Source organism: Microcystis panniformis FACHB-1757 (assembly GCF_001264245.1).
Classification (GTDB): domain Bacteria; phylum Cyanobacteriota; class Cyanobacteriia; order Cyanobacteriales; family Microcystaceae; genus Microcystis; species Microcystis panniformis.
In genome coordinates this window covers 4,794,371-4,810,106 of sequence record NZ_CP011339.1, presented here as the reverse complement: position 1 = coordinate 4,810,106, position 15,736 = coordinate 4,794,371, and the positions used below count along the sequence as shown (strand labels likewise).

Annotated in this window: 10 protein-coding genes and 2 pseudogenes; 6 read left to right on the top strand and 6 right to left on the bottom strand. The window is 45.3% G+C overall.

Annotated features, from left to right (window positions below):
• The first annotated feature begins 237 nt into the window (after nucleotides 1-237).
• The gene (locus VL20_RS22735) at nucleotides 238-384 is read left to right on the top strand and encodes a hypothetical protein (protein ID WP_004161760.1); all 147 of its coding nucleotides are present in this window, start codon (nucleotides 238-240) and stop codon (nucleotides 382-384) included.
• Nucleotides 385-1,060: 676 nt separating this feature from the next.
• Here VL20_RS22735 and VL20_RS22730 read toward each other — a convergent pair.
• The 3 genes from VL20_RS22730 to nifJ form a co-directional block, all read right to left on the bottom strand.
• Nucleotides 1,061-2,269 (bottom strand): ATP-dependent 6-phosphofructokinase, encoded by a 1,209-nt coding sequence (locus VL20_RS22730; protein ID WP_052277899.1) that lies wholly within the window; start codon nucleotides 2,267-2,269, stop codon nucleotides 1,061-1,063.
• Nucleotides 2,270-2,695: 426 nt separating this feature from the next.
• The gene (locus tag VL20_RS22725) at nucleotides 2,696-3,721 is read right to left on the bottom strand and encodes a dihydroorotate dehydrogenase-like protein (RefSeq protein ID WP_052277898.1); all 1,026 of its coding nucleotides are present in this window, start codon (nucleotides 3,719-3,721) and stop codon (nucleotides 2,696-2,698) included.
• Nucleotides 3,722-3,723: 2 nt separating this feature from the next.
• A complete protein-coding gene (gene nifJ / locus VL20_RS22720; RefSeq protein WP_052277897.1) occupies nucleotides 3,724-7,278 on the bottom strand; it encodes a pyruvate:ferredoxin (flavodoxin) oxidoreductase in 3,555 nt (1,184 codons plus the stop codon).
• A gap of 704 nt (nucleotides 7,279-7,982) precedes the next feature.
• Between nifJ and lexA the strand changes: the two genes are divergently transcribed.
• Together lexA and VL20_RS22710 are read left to right on the top strand one after the other, a co-directional pair.
• Nucleotides 7,983-8,597, top strand: a complete 615-nt coding sequence (lexA, locus tag VL20_RS22715) for a transcriptional repressor LexA (RefSeq protein ID WP_052277896.1) — start codon at nucleotides 7,983-7,985, stop codon at nucleotides 8,595-8,597.
• Between the two features lie 129 nt (nucleotides 8,598-8,726).
• Entirely contained in the window at nucleotides 8,727-8,993 is a 267-nt protein-coding gene (locus tag VL20_RS22710) for a TIGR02450 family Trp-rich protein (protein ID WP_002797022.1), read from the top strand.
• 2 nt (nucleotides 8,994-8,995) lie between these two features.
• Here the strand turns inward: VL20_RS22710 and VL20_RS22705 are convergent, their stop codons facing one another.
• Both VL20_RS22705 and VL20_RS22700 read right to left on the bottom strand, forming a co-directional pair.
• A complete protein-coding gene (locus tag VL20_RS22705) occupies nucleotides 8,996-9,292 on the bottom strand; it encodes a NifB/NifX family molybdenum-iron cluster-binding protein (protein WP_004161767.1) in 297 nt (98 codons plus the stop codon).
• A 207-nt stretch (nucleotides 9,293-9,499) separates the two neighbouring features.
• Entirely contained in the window at nucleotides 9,500-9,910 is a 411-nt protein-coding gene (locus tag VL20_RS22700) for a dinitrogenase iron-molybdenum cofactor N-terminal domain-containing protein (protein WP_004161768.1), read from the bottom strand.
• A gap of 260 nt (nucleotides 9,911-10,170) precedes the next feature.
• Here VL20_RS22700 and VL20_RS22695 point away from each other — a divergent pair.
• From VL20_RS22695 to VL20_RS22685, 3 genes and pseudogenes are all read left to right on the top strand, one after another.
• A pseudogene (locus tag VL20_RS22695) lies at nucleotides 10,171-10,434 on the top strand (transposase); the annotation flags it as partial.
• A gap of 108 nt (nucleotides 10,435-10,542) precedes the next feature.
• Nucleotides 10,543-10,749: a zinc ribbon domain-containing protein gene (locus VL20_RS30145; RefSeq protein WP_369800419.1), complete on the top strand. Its 207-nt coding sequence runs from the start codon at nucleotides 10,543-10,545 to the stop codon at nucleotides 10,747-10,749.
• Nucleotides 10,750-11,758: 1,009 nt separating this feature from the next.
• Nucleotides 11,759-13,780 carry a formylglycine-generating enzyme family protein gene (locus tag VL20_RS22685; protein WP_052277894.1) on the top strand — a complete coding sequence of 674 codons (2,022 nt, stop codon included), beginning with the start codon at nucleotides 11,759-11,761 and terminating at the stop codon, nucleotides 13,778-13,780.
• A gap of 222 nt (nucleotides 13,781-14,002) precedes the next feature.
• Here the strand turns inward: VL20_RS22685 and VL20_RS22680 are convergent.
• Nucleotides 14,003-15,339, bottom strand: a pseudogene (locus tag VL20_RS22680) (DUF4335 domain-containing protein).
• Nucleotides 15,340-15,736: the final 397 nt, after the last annotated feature.

The following is a 15,736-nucleotide window of genomic DNA, read 5'->3' as shown; positions in this document are numbered from 1 at the left end:
GGGTGCCGATAGGCGGGGGGATCCCCCTTGATAAGGGGGGTGCCGATAGGCGGGGGGATCCCCCTTGATAAGGGGGTGCCGATAGGCGGGGGGATCCCCCTTGATAAGGGGGGTGCCGATAGGCGGGGGGATCCCCCTTGATAAGGGGGGTGCCGATAGGCGGGGGGATCCCCCTTAATCCCCCCTTAATAAGGGGGGCATCTGATGATTTTTAACGCCTACCTACTTAAGTATCAAATGCAGACACAAGAATTTCTCAGACGATTTGAAAACAATGAATTGCAGCATACCTTAGACTTTGATGAATGGATGGGAGAAGCTTGGATGCTAGAAGCTTTACTGCAAGACAAAGAAGAAATTGAGGAGATAGAATTTGTTGATTAATGACTATTTTTAAGAGATTAGACATCTCATTGAAGCTTGTCCAATAGTTCAATCTTATAACCTCATCACTGATGGTAGAAGTCTTTATGTAGGGTTTGCGGCAAAAAGTACGGGCGAAGCATTCGGATAGAAAATCTCTGGTTTCACCGATAGGTTATTGCCCGAATGCTTCGCCCCTACAGGACGCGGGCCGATAATAAAAGTTTATGCTCAGAAAATTAAGTAGGTAGGCGTTAAAAGTTGTCAGATCCCCCCGCCTATCGGCACCCCCCTTATCAAGGGGGGCAGGGGGGATCGAACCTAAAATCCATTTTAAATTTAATTATAACCAGCTACTTAATTAGGGCTGGCTGAAAAAGTACGGGCGAAGCATTCGGATAGGAAATCTACGGTTTCAGCGATAGGTTATGCCCGAATGCTTCGCCCCGAAGATGTAAGGTTTTCAACCACGATTCTCTCAAAATCTTGCACCTGTTTCGCAAAATAGGCCCCTAAAACCCTTACCTCGTCTATATTTCACATTTATTCAGCAAGCCCTAATTACACTCTTTTAAAAAGTTTCTTTATTGCGACAGTAGCTGTCAGTATCTACCGTAATTGTAGCGTTTAGAAATGCCTAATTTTAACCAATTAATAAAGCGAGAAAGTATTAGCAACCCTTCTCGCTTTATTATAACTAAACCAACACCTCCACAGCTTCCGGAACCACTGCCGTCTCGGTTGTGGTATTTTCCCCTAGGTAAATTCCCAAAGAACGGGCTGTTTTCACGATAAAACCATCAGGATCCACGGGATAGGCACAGCGATGCTCTTGATGACATTGTTTGATAATTTTGATCACCGGTTTCAGGGGCAGACTACGCACTTGTCCCCCGCGCCAAATCACCACGCGATCGAGTTTTCCCTGTTCGATTAATTCTACGGCCTTAATGCCGAAAGCCGTGGCTAACAGTCGATCCATGGCCAAAGGAGGACGACTTCTTTGCAGGTGTCCCAAAGACATGGCCCGCACATCCATGGAATTGAGATAACAGAAGACGGGATCGGTAACGCACAAAGAGCGAGTTTTGTCAACTATTAATTTTTCTAAATAATCGCCAATATACTTCTCTTTTTGGTTATCTTCGTTTTTAACTCCTTCAGAAATGACAATGAGAGCGAATTTACGACCTTGGGCGCGTAATTGTGCCAAATGACGACAACAACCGTCGATAATTTCGGGAGTGAGAGCCGGGGTTAATTCGGGAATAAAAATCGCATCGGCACCCCCAGCAATCCCCGCATGAAGGGCTAAATGACCGGCATCTCTACCCATCACCTGCACAATCATCACCCTTTCGTGACTAGCGGCGGTAAAGGTGAGATCATACAAAGCTTGGGTGACGATATCCACGGCAGTGGTAAAACCGACGGACCATTCCGTATAGGGAACATCATTATCGATGGTTTTGGGAACTGCGATAATATTCCAATTGCCCTTCTGGGCGAGATCGTAGATGATATCGACGCTCCCATCGCCCCCGACGACGATCAGGGCATCTAATCCCAGCATTTCGTATCCTTGCAGGATTTTCGCAGCAATTTCTGGGTTTTCAGGATGTCCCTTGCTCAAAGAACCCAAAACACTACCACTAAGAAACTGCAAAACGTCTAATCCTTTCAAGACTCCGGGTAGGTTATAGCCATGGTGAGTCAGGATCAAATCTTGGGGGTGATATTTTCCCTCGGCAATCTGCATAAAACCGTCGGTCCCGTAGGGAATGCCGTACACATCCCAACCCTTTAGTTTTGATGCTTTCACCACGGCACGAATTACCGCATTTAACCCTGGGCAATCGCCACCACTGGTCAGAATACCAATTTTTTTGTTTTGATTCTCGTTCATGGTTATATCCTCCAGGATTTTTTTGTCAGTTATCAGTTATCAGTTATCAGTTATCAGATGTAAGTTTTCAGTTTTCAGTTAAGTAGCTGGTTATAATTAAATTAAAAATGGATTTTAGGTTTGATCCCCCCTTAGTCCCCCCTTGATAAGGGGGGTGCCGATCCCCCTTAGTCCCCCCTTGATAAGGGGGGTGCCGATCCCCCCTTAGTCCCCCCTTGATAAGGGGGGTGCCGATCCCCCCTTAGTCCCCCCTTGATAAGGGGGGTGCCGATCCCCCCTTAGTCCCCCCTTGATAAGGGGGGTGCCGATCCCCCTTGATAAGGGGGGTGTCTGATAATTTTTAACGCCTACCTACTTAAGTTTTCAGTTCACTGATTACTGATTACTGATTACTGTTTACTGATCACTGAAAAAAGCTTCCCACTTTTATTTACTGGTGGTTTGAAAACGTTTCCAAACAGGTTCGTAACTTTGCAGAGCTTTCATATACTGTACCCGTTCAAAAGCACTCGGATCTGGGCAATTCATTTGACTCATACTGCCAATTAACTGCTCGATCGATTCGTATTCATTTTCCTCCAACCAATGCAATAAACCCTGTTCGATCTTGGTAATTTCCTCCAAACCGTGGCGTAATAAAACACTAACTAACATGGTCGCTTTTGCCCCCACCATCATCATTTTGATCACGTCGAGGGCGTTATGAATACCACTGGTAGCGGCAAAATCCGTCGGTACACGACCATAAAGCATGGCAATCCAGCGCAGGGGTAAACGCATTGCTTGGGGATTACTGAGGATAATATTGGGGTGAACATCTAAGGTGTCTAAGTCGATATCTGGCTGATAGAAACGGTTAAATAATACCAACCCATCGGCCCCCGCTTCCGCTAATTGTTTAGCCATATTGGCCGTATTGCTAAAGTAGGGACTTAACTTCATCGAGACGGGAATTGATACCTCCGATTTGACAATTTTGAGGATATCAATATAGTTTTGTTCGACGTGATTTCCGGTTAATTCCAGGTCGTTGGGAACATAATAAACATTCAACTCCAAAGCATCAGCGCCCGCTTGTTGAATTTGAATGGCATACTCTAACCATCCCCCAGAGGTCTCACCGTTGAGACTGGCAATAATGGGAATATCGACCATTTCTTTGGCTTTGCGAATATGGTTGAGATATTCGTCGGAACCAACGTGAAAAACCTCCGGTTCGGGAAAATAAGTCAAAGCTTCCGCAAAACTCTCGGCTCCGTGGGTAAAATGATGGTGTAGAGCCAGTCTTTCCTGTTTAATCTGCTCCTCGAAAAAGGAGTGTAAAACCACGGCAGCGGCCCCAAAGTCTTCCATTCTCTTGATATTGTCGATATCCTCGCTCAAGGGTGCGGCCGCACCGATGACTAGCGGCGATCGCAATTGTAAACCCATGTAGGTAGTGTGTAGATTCATAACTATTCCTTGCTCCCTGTACCTTTTGCTGCTAAGTACTGATACATTTGCCAGCGCGTATCCACATCTGCTTGTGCTTCTTTGAGCAGACGTTTAGCTTCCTCGGGCTTACTGGTGGCCAACATCTTAAAGCGATTCTCCGAGTAGAGAGTTTGCGCTACGGTAAGCTTAGGCGCACGGCTGTCCAATTGTAGGGGATTTTTGCCTTCTTTAGCTAAATCGGGATGATAACGGTACATTAACCAGCGACCGCTTTCCACCACTTCTTTTTGATGGTTCATGGCGGTGGTCATGTTGATCCCGTGAGCAATACAGTGAGAATAGGCGATAATTAACGATGGCCCGTTATAAGCTTCCGCTTCTAGGAAAGCTTTGATAGTTTGCTCGTTTTTTGCCCCCATAGCCACGCTGGCCACATAGACGTTACCGTAGGTCATGGCCATTAAACCGAGGTCTTTTTTCGGTCCTGGTTTGCCACCAGAAGCAAATTTAGCTACGGCGGCGCGAGGAGTAGCTTTCGAGGCCTGGCCGCCCGTATTCGAGTAAACTTCCGTATCCATGACCAAAATATTCACATTGCGACCACTAGCTAAAACGTGATCTAAGCCGCCATAACCGATGTCGTAGGCCCAACCGTCACCCCCGACAATCCAGACGCTTTTCTTGACCAGATAATCGGCCACGGATAACAACATTTTCACCTGCGTGGTCGGGGTTAATTGCCCTAAACGGGATTTTAAGGCCTCTACCCGTTGCCGTTGTTCGTAAATTTCCGCTTCATCGACTTGGTGACAATTGAGAATATCTGCCGCTAGACTTTCTCCGATTTCACTAGCGAGGGTTGCTAACAGTTCGGCGGCAAATTCTGCCTGTTTATCGATGGAAACCCGGAATCCTAAGCCAAATTCGGCATTATCTTCAAAGAGGGAATTCGACCAGGCCGGCCCGCGACCTTCGGCATTAACTGCCCAGGGTGTTGTCGGTAAATTACCTCCGTAGATAGATGAACAACCGGTGGCATTAGCCACTATCATGCGATCGCCAAATAGCTGACTGACTAATTTAACGTAGGGAGTCTCACCACAACCAGCACAAGCACCGGAAAACTCAAAGAGAGGTTCCTGCATTTGCTGATGGTTAATTTTGTTGAGATTTAGGCTTAATCGGTCTGGATTAGGCAAATTAAGGAAGAAATCCCAGTTAACTCGTTCCTGTTCCCGCAGCGGCAGTTGGGGAGCCATATTAATCGCCCTTAGACGTGGTTGCGATTTGTTTTTAGCGGGGCAAACATCAACGCAGAGACCGCAACCGGTACAATCTTCGGCGGCCACTTGGATGGTGAATTTTAGCCCTTTCCAGTCGTGATCCTTGGCATTAGCGACTTTAAAGGTTTCCGGGGCCGTGGCTAATTCGGCCTCATCATAGACTTTCGAGCGAATAACGGCGTGGGGACAAACAAGAACGCATTTACCGCACTGAACACAGACATCTGCATCCCAAACGGGTATTTCTTGGGCAATATTGCGTTTTTCCCATTGGCTAGTGGCGGTGGGATAGGTCCCATCGTTGGGAAGGGCGCTAACGGGCAATTCCTCCCCGTGACGGGCGATAATTTTGCCGAGGACTTCTCGGACGAAAGCGGGTGCAGTGTCGGGAATTGGGGGTCTTAATTCAAAAGCTTCAGGGGTGACAGTGGCGGGAATTGGCACTTGATAGAGGTGTTCTAGGGCAGAATCCACAGCCTTGATGTTCATCTGCACGATTTCTTCGCCTTTCTTGCCGTAGGTCTTGCGGATGGCTTTTTTGATTTGTGCGATCGCATCTTCCCGAGACAAAACCCCCGCTAGGGCAAAGAAACACACCTGCATCACGGTATTAATCCGGCTGCCCATCCCCGCTTCTTTGGCCACTTGAGTGGCATTAATCGTATAAACTTGCAGATTTTTGTCGATGATAGTTTGCTGGAGATGGCGCGGTAAGTGACTAAATACCTCCTCCGGTAGATAGGGACTATTGAGGAGGAAAATTGAGTTCGGTTTAGCGGTTTCTAGCAGGTCAAATTGTTCGACAAATTCCCACTGATGACAGGCGATAAAGTTAGCATCGGTGATTAAATAGGTAGAGCGAATCGGCTCCGGTCCAAAGCGTAGGTGAGAAACGGTGACAGACCCAGATTTTTTGGAATCATAGACGAAATAACCCTGGGCATAATTATCAGTATCTTCACCGATAATTTTAATTGAATTTTTGTTAGCTCCCACCGTACCATCGGAACCTAAACCGTAGAAAACCGCCCGCACTACTTTGTCTGGTTCGGTGGAAAAACTGCGGTCATATTCCAGACTGGAAAAGGTGAGATCGTCAACGATACCAATAGTGAAGTGATTTTTGGGTTTGTCGAGACTTAAGTTATCAAATATACCAGCAACCATGGCGGGAGTAAATTCTTTGGAAGATAAACCGTAGCGTCCTCCCACAATTTTCGGCAGCTTGCCTTCGTACTCTTCCATAAAGGCATTTACCACGTCTAAATATAGCGGATCGCCCCCGGCGCCGGGTTCTTTACAGCGATCTAAAACGGCTATTTTTTTCACTGTGGTGGGCAAAGCTGCCAGTAATTTGTCGGCGGCGAAGGGACGATAAAGACGAACTTTTAAAACCCCAACTTTAGACCCATTTTGATTGAGATAATCCACAGTTTCATGGACGGTTTCTCCTCCCGATCCCATTAGAATAATCACTCTTTCGGCATCGGGCGCACCGTGGTATTCATAAAGATGGTATTGCCGTCCTGTTAATTGGGCAAAACGATCCATAATTTTTTGAGCGATATCGGGACAAGCATGATAGAAAGGATTGACGCTTTCCCTTGCCTGGAAATAAACATCGGGATTTTGTGCTGTGCCTCGTAACACCGGTTGATCGGGAGTTAAAGCTCTTTGACGATGGGCAATAATTAGGTCTTCATCTATCAGTTCTTTGAGAATTTCATCGCTAATTAATTCGACTTTTTGCACCTCATGACTGGTACGAAAACCATCAAAAAAGTGTAGGAAAGGAAGCCGCGTTTCTAGGGTGGTAGCTGTGGCGATTGCTGCCAGATCATGAGCTTCTTGAACGGAATTAGCCGCTAACATAGCCCAACCCGTACTTCTGGCAGACATAACATCACTATGATCCCCAAAAATTGACAACCCTTGGGCTGCTAAAGCACGGGCCGCCACATGGACCACTGAAGAGGTTAATTCCCCCGCAATTTTGTAGAAGTTGGGGAGCATTAATAATAATCCCTGGGAGGAGGTGAAAGTGGTAGTTAAAGAGCCTGTTTGTAGCGCTCCGTGCAGGGTTCCCGCTGCCCCACCTTCGCTCTGCATTTCGATTACGGAAGGAATGGTTCCCCAGAGATTAGCTCTGCGTTCGGCGGCCCAACTATCGGACCATTCACCCATAGGCGAGGAGGGAGTGATAGGATAAATAGCGATCACTTCACTGAGACGATAGGCAACGCGTGCAACAGCTTCGTTACCATCTATGGTTGCATAGGTTTTTGTGGTCATGTGTTCCCCTTAGTTTTTACGATATTTGTCGGGATTTTAAGTTTTTTTACGGCTCAATTTCGCACTAAATATCCTCTCGTTTCCCTGACAACCGAAGGACTTTCTTGAGCGTCGCTTTTGACTCCCTATCTACTATTGGACGCTTACGGCAGACAGGCTTAAGTAGAGCAATTTTTCTGTCCCCACCTCGATCATTATCCAGATTCTCGGCTTTCTAGCAATTCGTTATTTTTTCTTAATACGCTGCTGAGTTTGCCCGCAACCGACCCTGAGATTAATTAATATTCAGAATTGAGATAAAAATTAATGATACTTTTTTAAAAAAAGTGCTAGGTCAGAAGATAAGCTGTTGACTATCTAAATTACTCATTAAGACTGTCTATTAGCAGGGAGAAGGAATTATGAATTATTAATTAGGGTTTGCGGCAAAAAGTTTTTCCTGGGGGCAGGGTGTGGGGTGTGGGGTGTGGGGTGTCGGAAGAATAAATAGAAATAATCCCCTGTCTCGGAGTCTCCTGTCTCGGAGTCTCCTGTCTCGGAGTCTCCTGTCTCGGAGTCTCCTAACCAAGCACGACAATTTTTGATTTTTGCAAGAGATCTAATAACCAGTTGATTTAGTCAGCCGATGAAGTTAAGATGTACTAGGTTAAACACAAATGAACTAAAGTACAAATTATCTTAACCCAAGGGTAGGAAAATAGATCATGACTAACCTCGAATCCCTTACTCAAGCGCAACAGGAGTTGTACGACTGGCTGATTGAGTATATTCGTACTACTCAACACGCCCCTTCCATCCGGCAAATGATGCGAGCGATGAATTTACGCTCTCCCGCACCGATTCAAAGCCGTTTAGAACGTTTACGCACCAAAGGCTATATTGATTGGACAGAAGGAAAAGCACGCACCCTGCGGATTCTCAAACAACCAGTGCAAGGTTTACCAGTTCTAGGTGTAATCGCTGCTGGTGGTTTAGTGGAACCCTTCACCGATGTGGAAGAAAAACTCGATCTTTCTAACCTGTTGCAACGCAGTCAAGACTGTTATGCTCTGCGCGTTTCCGGAGACAGTATGATCGAGGATCATATTGCCGATGGGGATCTGGTGATTATGCGTTCTCTCACGGGTAATGAAGCGGTGTCCAATGGGGAAATCGTCGCCGCCAGAGTCGAAGGCCACGGCACTACTTTAAAACGTTTCTACCAAGAAGGCGAAATCATCACTCTCCAACCCTCCAATCAAAAATATCAACCAATTACAGCCAATACTGAACAAGTACAGGTGCAAGGGGTTTTGGTTGGTGTTTGGCGCGGTTATTAGCCAAAACTGGGGCGCACTTAAGCGCCCCGATCATTTTTCCTCTCCTTGGCTACCGGAAAAAAATCGGGTTGGCAAACTAGGATAATATAAGGGTTTTCGCCTATCCCGAACTCAGGTGTCTTAACTTTTATGCCCAAAAAACAGAAATATCCCCATCTCTTGGGATCAAAATGGACGGCAAAACAAAAAACATGGGGCTGGCGACATTTTCAAGTGGTCAATCGTCAAAATCGCGGTCAATGGGTTTTTGCCGAATTAGTCGCTTCCTGCGATCCGACTGTCCGCTTCTGGATTAATGCTAAACAGTTGCAAGACGCGAATCTCTGGCAATCAGGTTGGCAAACCCTAACGGAAATAAACCAACCCGACAGCACCGACGAGATTATTGTTAATTAATATTAAGAACCCTTGTAATTTTTCACTCTTTGCCCATCAGCCACGCCGAGAGCTTTGGCCATCCAGGGTGGCGGCGAAGTTTGAATCACTCGCTGTAAATCCGCCAAAATTTCCCGCGCTTGACCACCTGCATCTTTTTTCACCGGATAAACACCACCTTGAATCATCTTAGCGGCGGCCGGTCCGCCGATAGACACCACGAAGATTGCCTGACAATCTTTGATCAGACTAAGCCGATAACCATTTTTATCTTCCTGAAGGGCCGCTGCCAAGGCAGAACGCACATCAATTAACTTCATCTGCGTGGCCGATAATTGGAGCTTGCTGAATAATGGTAAAACCCTTTTAAAATAAGGCTTTTGACCTGTTAAAATCCGATGTTAGTGCTAGAAAATCGGATTGGAACCCTCAAAAACCTTGCATTATTCTCCTTGTAGTACATCGCTTGGTACAAAAAACAAGGCAACAAAGCCTGAAACGACCGGCTACTGACTCCTGACGACCGGCTACTGACTCCTACCCCCAGGAAAAACTTTTTCAGCAGACCCTAATTGATAGACCAGATAGCGCAAACAGGAACCAAAATGACCGTCAAGATTTTCACCGCTATTAGAAGCCACGGCCACCCGGATTGACTGGGGCATTTCCCCTTCACTGTAGAATTCGATAGGAGGCAATGGGTGCTGATGCTCGTCATCCTCGATTTCACCCCAGAGAATTCGCACCGCTTCTTTTAAATGGGCGATATCGTTGGCATCGGCATCTTCTCCATCTTCTTCTCCATCTAATTCGTAGGTTTGACCGAAGGCGGTTTTTAAATTGGTGACAGTGATTTGATTAAGGTTGGTTTCGTTGATATCTTCCCCCAGACAATTGTAAAGGGCATCGAACAGATCGGCGCTCGAAGTCCTGGGCAAAGCTTTCGATGCCAGGGCAATTCTTAAGGCGGTTTCGTTTGATAGGGTTTTTGGGACAATGGTTGACTCTTGCTTAGGTTCAATTGCGTCGTTTTTACCTTAAATGTCGGCTTGAAGGAACCCTCGGTTTTACCTCGGAGATGAAAAGTTCCGCCAACATAGAAACAGCGAAGCACGGCTAAGAATAACTCTAATCTATAGTTGTCAATTTAATTTTAGTATGCTAGAATAGTTGGTTATCGTTGGTTCGATAGCGCAAAATGTTTGTTTTAGAGTACAAGCTTAAAGGAAAACCATCTCAATATCAAGCCATTGATGAGGCTATTCAGACAGTACAGTTTGTTCGGAATAAATGTCTTAGATATTGGGAAGACAATAAAGGTGTAGGACAAAAGGATATATATAAATATGTCACTCAATTAAGGAGTGAATACCCTTTTGTTCAAGACCTTAACTCTACAGCTTGTCAACAGGCTTGCGAACGGACTTGGACTGCTATTCTTAGGTTCTATAACAATGGCAAGGGAGCATCTCATTTATGCAAGTGAGTAATTATACTTATCCCTAAAACTGTTTTCTAGCAAGGCTTTCAAAATAGCTTGACATAAAAACCTGATTTAGGGGTTACAAAGGTGAGATGCTCCCCAGTTAATCGGGCCTATACAAGTCAAGAGTGCTTTAATTGTGGTCGGTTAATCCAAAAATCTCTATCGGTTAGAACCCATGTTTGTTTCTGTGGGTATGTAGAAGATAGAGACAAAATGGCGGCATTGAATATACTCAAAAAAGCTACGATAGGGCATATTGGAAGCTGGTCGTTAGACCTAAACGCTTGGTAGGGCTGATTCATTCTCCGAATCTAATTCTTTTTTTTGCTACGTTTAATCGCTTATGCGGTAAGCAAAGCACGACGTTTTTAAAAATTTTTAGATATGTATTTCCGAGAAATCGACTAAAAACGTTGCCAGATAAAGATTTGAGAGAATGACATAAGAGACAATGAAACGACCCTAGCACTAAGGGGGGATCAAAGGCAAAATCTATCTTCAATTCAATGATAACTACTTACTTAGGGAAAAGTCAATTAGAATGGATCAATGACCCGTCCCTTGCTCGATTGCCATAAATCTAAATAAGCAAAAAATAAACATGAGCAATTATGACAAAATTAAGTCCAAAAGTTAACGCAATTATTCGTTCTGGTGAACAACAAGGATAGGTAGGTGAATGCGTGGAAATTTCGATTGTTACCTGGGGAAATACCTGAGACGAGGTGGTTTAATAATCTCCAAGAAGCTATTTTATTGAATTTAGAGAGAGAGGAACCCAGGGAGTTCGATCTAGTTGCAAACCTTCTCTACAGATTACATTTGAGTGACAGCCAGAATATGCCTAATCTGAAACAATTATCTGGCAAAGACATTATCAAAATTCTCGATCGCTTTGTCCTTTGTCCGAATCAGCTTATACAGTTTTGGCTCTTCTGGTTTCTGTGTGGAAACGAGGTCTATACTGATAGAATATCCGCAAAATAGCCCTAAAAGTCTTGCCCAATAAGCATTTCACGACTCCATAAGCAAAAATTATCACACAAAGTCGAGAAGAGCCAAGTTTTTGGCTCTTCTGGTTTCTGTGTGGAAACGAGGTCTATACTGATAGAATATCCGCAAAATAGCCCTAAAAGTCTTGCCCGATAAGCATTTCACGATTCCATAAGCAAAAATTATCACACAAAGTCGAGAAGAGCCAAGTTTTTTCCCAAAAAGTCAGTTAATAATTACAATCAGAGAAGTCGTAATCATCGATAGGTGTGGACATGAAAACACTACAGTATGAGGAGTTAGTCTAATGGATGCGGTAATGATCGAGCAAATTGTTGTTGGTATCTCCCGGGTGGCACTGAAGCTGATGGAGCGCCTTCTATCTAATGATGATCAAGCATCTCGTCATGGTGCCTCCGTAGTGGAAAATAATAGCGAAGTCAAAAAAGCCGAGTTATCTTACTACAAAAAAAAGCTGGAACTCGATAATCAATCCCTACAACTGCAAAGAAAACAACGCCAATTCGCACTTGAATTGGCGTTGCACCAATTCAAGTGCAAATTGGTGCAACAAGAAACAGATAATGAAATCCCTAGGGAAAGAATCGGTTTAGAAAATCTTTCTCTTGAATTGAAAGAAATCAAAATCGCCATCCAAAAAGAACAACGTAACCTGAGTTATCTACGGCAAGAACTACTAAGAGAACAGCAAGAAAAAGAAATTGAGTTAAAGCTGCAAGAAATTCAAGCTGAGTGGGACAAAGATACATGGTTATCGCAGTTGAGTCGCTTTGAAACCGAGCAGATTCTCAAGAAATACCAACAAACTCTCTTGATATTAGCCTGTTTACCCAGTGTAGCGAGCGATCGCTCCCTAGCTGCCATGAGGAAGTTAGATTTCAAGCTAGAGATGCGAAAGGTGAGTTCTTTTCTTGCGGATTACTATTCAGTTAATGATCAACTATATCCCGTTAAATTTTTTGGAGATTATTTCAAGCAACCAATCGAGGAAATCGAAATCGAACGGTTACATAGTTTGTTGTCCTGCGTACCTGTATATATAATCTATACAGACATTCGATCGGATGCCGTGACCTTTCGAGTTGCCTCTTGGAAAATGCAGGATAAGCAAGCGATGTCTTTCTCACCGATCGAATGGAATTGGCGAGAAGTAGAACGGGAATTATTAAAGGCAGGAAAAACCGAAGATGAAATCCTCTTGATTATTAGAGCGGTAATTATCAAAATTCACCAAATTCTCTTGGCTTTTTATATCGATATTTATTATCTAAATCTCGATCCCTACTACGAAGTCCGCTTACCGAATATCGAGATCGAAAAAGAGTTAATTCAACCCTATAGCGATCTTCTTAAAGCCAAGCAAAAGAAAGTTCGAGAAGCCTACGAACAGCAATTAGCAAGACGATTTGAGGAAGAAAAAGAGCGAGAGGAAAATAAGCGGGGAGTAGAAGAGGAAGATTGTAGTCAGGAGGAGGAAAAAGGGAAAGAATTCTCCTTCGAGATCATCACCGTTGATCCCAGAGGGAATATAATCAAACCTCGCCTGGGAAAAGGTTTTCAAAAGAGCGAAAACCTCGGCAATAATATCGACCTAGAAATAGTCTATATCCCTGGCGGTACTTTCCTCATGGGATCGCCCGATGGTGAGGGGCATAACTACGAAAAACCGCAGCATCGAGTCACCGTTCCCTCTTTCTACATGGGCAAATATCCCATTACCCAAGAGCAATGGCGAATCATCGCATCTCAGGCGAAAATCGACATCGACCTATCCCTCGACCCCTCGTACTTCAAGGGAAATAATCGACCGGTAGAGTGTGTGAACTGGTATCAAGCCGTAGAATTCTGTAAACGGCTATCCAAGCTTACTCAGAAAGATTATCATCTCCCCAGCGAGGCACAGTGGGAATACGCTTGTCGCGCAGGAACGACCACTCCTTTTGCTTTCGGGGCTACCCTCTCCACCGAAATAGCGAACTATCACGGAAACTATACCTACGCCGACGGTAAAAAGGGTACTTATCGACAACAAACCACTCCCGTCGGGCAGTTTCCCCCCAACGCTTTCGGACTTTACGATATGCACGGGCAAGTCTGGGAATGGTGCGCGGACGATTGGCACGATAGCTATACCGGAGCGCCAGAGGACGGGTCGGCGTGGATTACTGAGAATAATAATCGTTCTCTATTACGGGGCGGTTCTTGGTACGGCAATCCAGGTCTCTGTCGTTCCGCTTTCCGCAGCTTCTTCGCTAGGCGCGTCAGCACCTACCACTACTACGGTTTTCGTGTGGTGTGCGGGTGCTAGGAGGACTCCGTAACCCTTTTACCATAGCGGAACATTGAGCGAAAATTTGGGTTGAAAACCCCGTCGTTCTACGACGGCTTTTCTTAATCTCTAATAGAGCATCTGATACCATTTTTCCTTATTCTTGGCAGGTATCTTACCCCCCTGAGGGGTTGGGGGGTCTTGCCTCTTGCCCGTTGCCTCGTCTCAACAAGCAATTTCAACCCGCGAGCAGCTTACAGCCTATTGCTGTTCCATAAAGGTCCGCACCGTACCATCAGAACCAAGAACTAGACGCAATTGAGGATTACCAGAGATATCGAGGGGAGAAACGAAAGGTTGATTGAGCAGGGGCATATTAGTGCGATCGAGATAGATTTTCGCCGCCTGTCCCAGGGGAATAATCTGTTTTAGGGAACCATCCTGATTTAAGACCAAACGGTACTCTAGAGTATGCTTAAGACTTTCCGGGGGTTGCCAACGGGACTGAAAATATTCTCTGGTTTCTGCCACTTGGGGAATTGTATCTAGTAAGTTCGTCTCTGGGGCTTTAGCGGTACTTGTGGGCGGTTTGGGGTCTAAATTGACATTTTCGGGGTTAACAGGGCTTAGAGGCGGTAAATTGGGCAATTTTGGCGGTGCTGGAGTCGGATTCATTGTGGTAGGGGGAATATTTGCTAGTGCATTTGTACCCTGAGCGCTGGTGACGGGGGGGCAGTAATCGGGATGTTCTGATTATTCGGTTCAATTATGATCGCCGTGCCGCCGGGAAGCGAACCTGTGACTGGTGGCGGCGGTAAAGTGGACGGCGGAATCACTAGGGGGACGCTAGAGGGGCGAACTGGGGCTGGAACGGTTGCCACGGGCGGCGGTGGCGGTAAAGGGGTTTTATTGCCCAAATTTGCTGGTAACTGCGGGTTTGGGGCGGCTGTTCCCGTGGGGGGTAAAGGCAGCGTTGGCAAGGGTTGGGGAATCCTGGCGCTATTGGGATCGGTGGTTAAATCATTGTTGGTTAGTTCTTGCTGTTGATAAAATGCGATCGCTATTCCCCCGATAGTTATTAGGGCTGAGGCGGTTAATCCCGTCCAGATCAGGGCATTTTTTCGAGTTTTCTGGCGAATTAAAGGGGGTATTAGGGGGCTTTCATGGTTATATTCCCCTAAAGCATTGGCTAGATCGAATAATTGCGATGTGGTTAATTCAATCTCCTGTTTATCTCGATCGGTTAGCAGGGAACCCAAAAATAATTGATGCTGGAGAAGTCCCTGACAATGGAGAGAGGGTAAGGAGGGAAGATGACTTTCGGGGGAACTACTAGCCACGAAAGAGAGGCTAGAAACGGGACTAGAGAGTAAATTCTGCACATAATTAGCGACAATTTCCCCTAGGAGTTGTAATTGTGTGCGATCGCCTTTGATCGTCACCTGTTTTTCTTCACTCAATCTAGGATCATCAAAGCGCAATTGAAAGTGGGCATCGTTTAAGACATTTTTACCTAACCAAACCGCTAGAGGCGAACTATTTCCCCAAATTTCTAGGGTACAGGTGGGGGGTGTATATTTGCGAATTAGATTACTCATTTTTAGTTATCGGTGGGAATTATAAATTATGAATTATGAATTATGAATTATGAACTGGGAAGCTTTTTTTTTCAGTGATCAGTGATCAGTGATCAGTGATCAGTAAACAGTGAACTGAAAACTTACATCTGATACCATTTTTCTTTATTCTTGGCAGGTATCTTACCCCCCCTTGCCCCCCAACCCCCCCGATGTCGGGGGGGCAGGGGGGGTGGGGGGTTAGGGCGATTAACCATCTCTGCCATTACTTATGAAAAATGGTGGCTCTTCTGGTTTCTGTGTGGAAACGAGGTCTATACTGATAGTTTATTCCGCCAAATAGCACTAAAAGTCTTGCCTGATAAGCATTTCACGATTCCATAAGCAAAAATTATCACACAAAGTCGAGAAGAGCCAA

What these genes read in the sequence shown, in the direction of transcription:
- VL20_RS22735 (WP_004161760.1), top strand. Translation starts at nt 238, where the DNA reads ATGCAGACACAAGAATTTCTCAGACGATTTGAAAACAATGAATTGCAG.
- VL20_RS22730 (WP_052277899.1), bottom strand. Translation starts at nt 2,269, where the DNA reads ATGAACGAGAATCAAAACAAAAAAATTGGTATTCTGACCAGTGGTGGC.
- VL20_RS22725 (WP_052277898.1), bottom strand. Translation starts at nt 3,721, where the DNA reads ATGAATCTACACACTACCTACATGGGTTTACAATTGCGATCGCCGCTA.
- nifJ (WP_052277897.1), bottom strand. Translation starts at nt 7,278, where the DNA reads ATGACCACAAAAACCTATGCAACCATAGATGGTAACGAAGCTGTTGCA.
- lexA (WP_052277896.1), top strand. Translation starts at nt 7,983, where the DNA reads ATGACTAACCTCGAATCCCTTACTCAAGCGCAACAGGAGTTGTACGAC.
- VL20_RS22710 (WP_002797022.1), top strand. Translation starts at nt 8,727, where the DNA reads ATGCCCAAAAAACAGAAATATCCCCATCTCTTGGGATCAAAATGGACG.
- VL20_RS22705 (WP_004161767.1), bottom strand. Translation starts at nt 9,292, where the DNA reads ATGAAGTTAATTGATGTGCGTTCTGCCTTGGCAGCGGCCCTTCAGGAA.
- VL20_RS22685 (WP_052277894.1), top strand. Translation starts at nt 11,759, where the DNA reads ATGGATGCGGTAATGATCGAGCAAATTGTTGTTGGTATCTCCCGGGTG.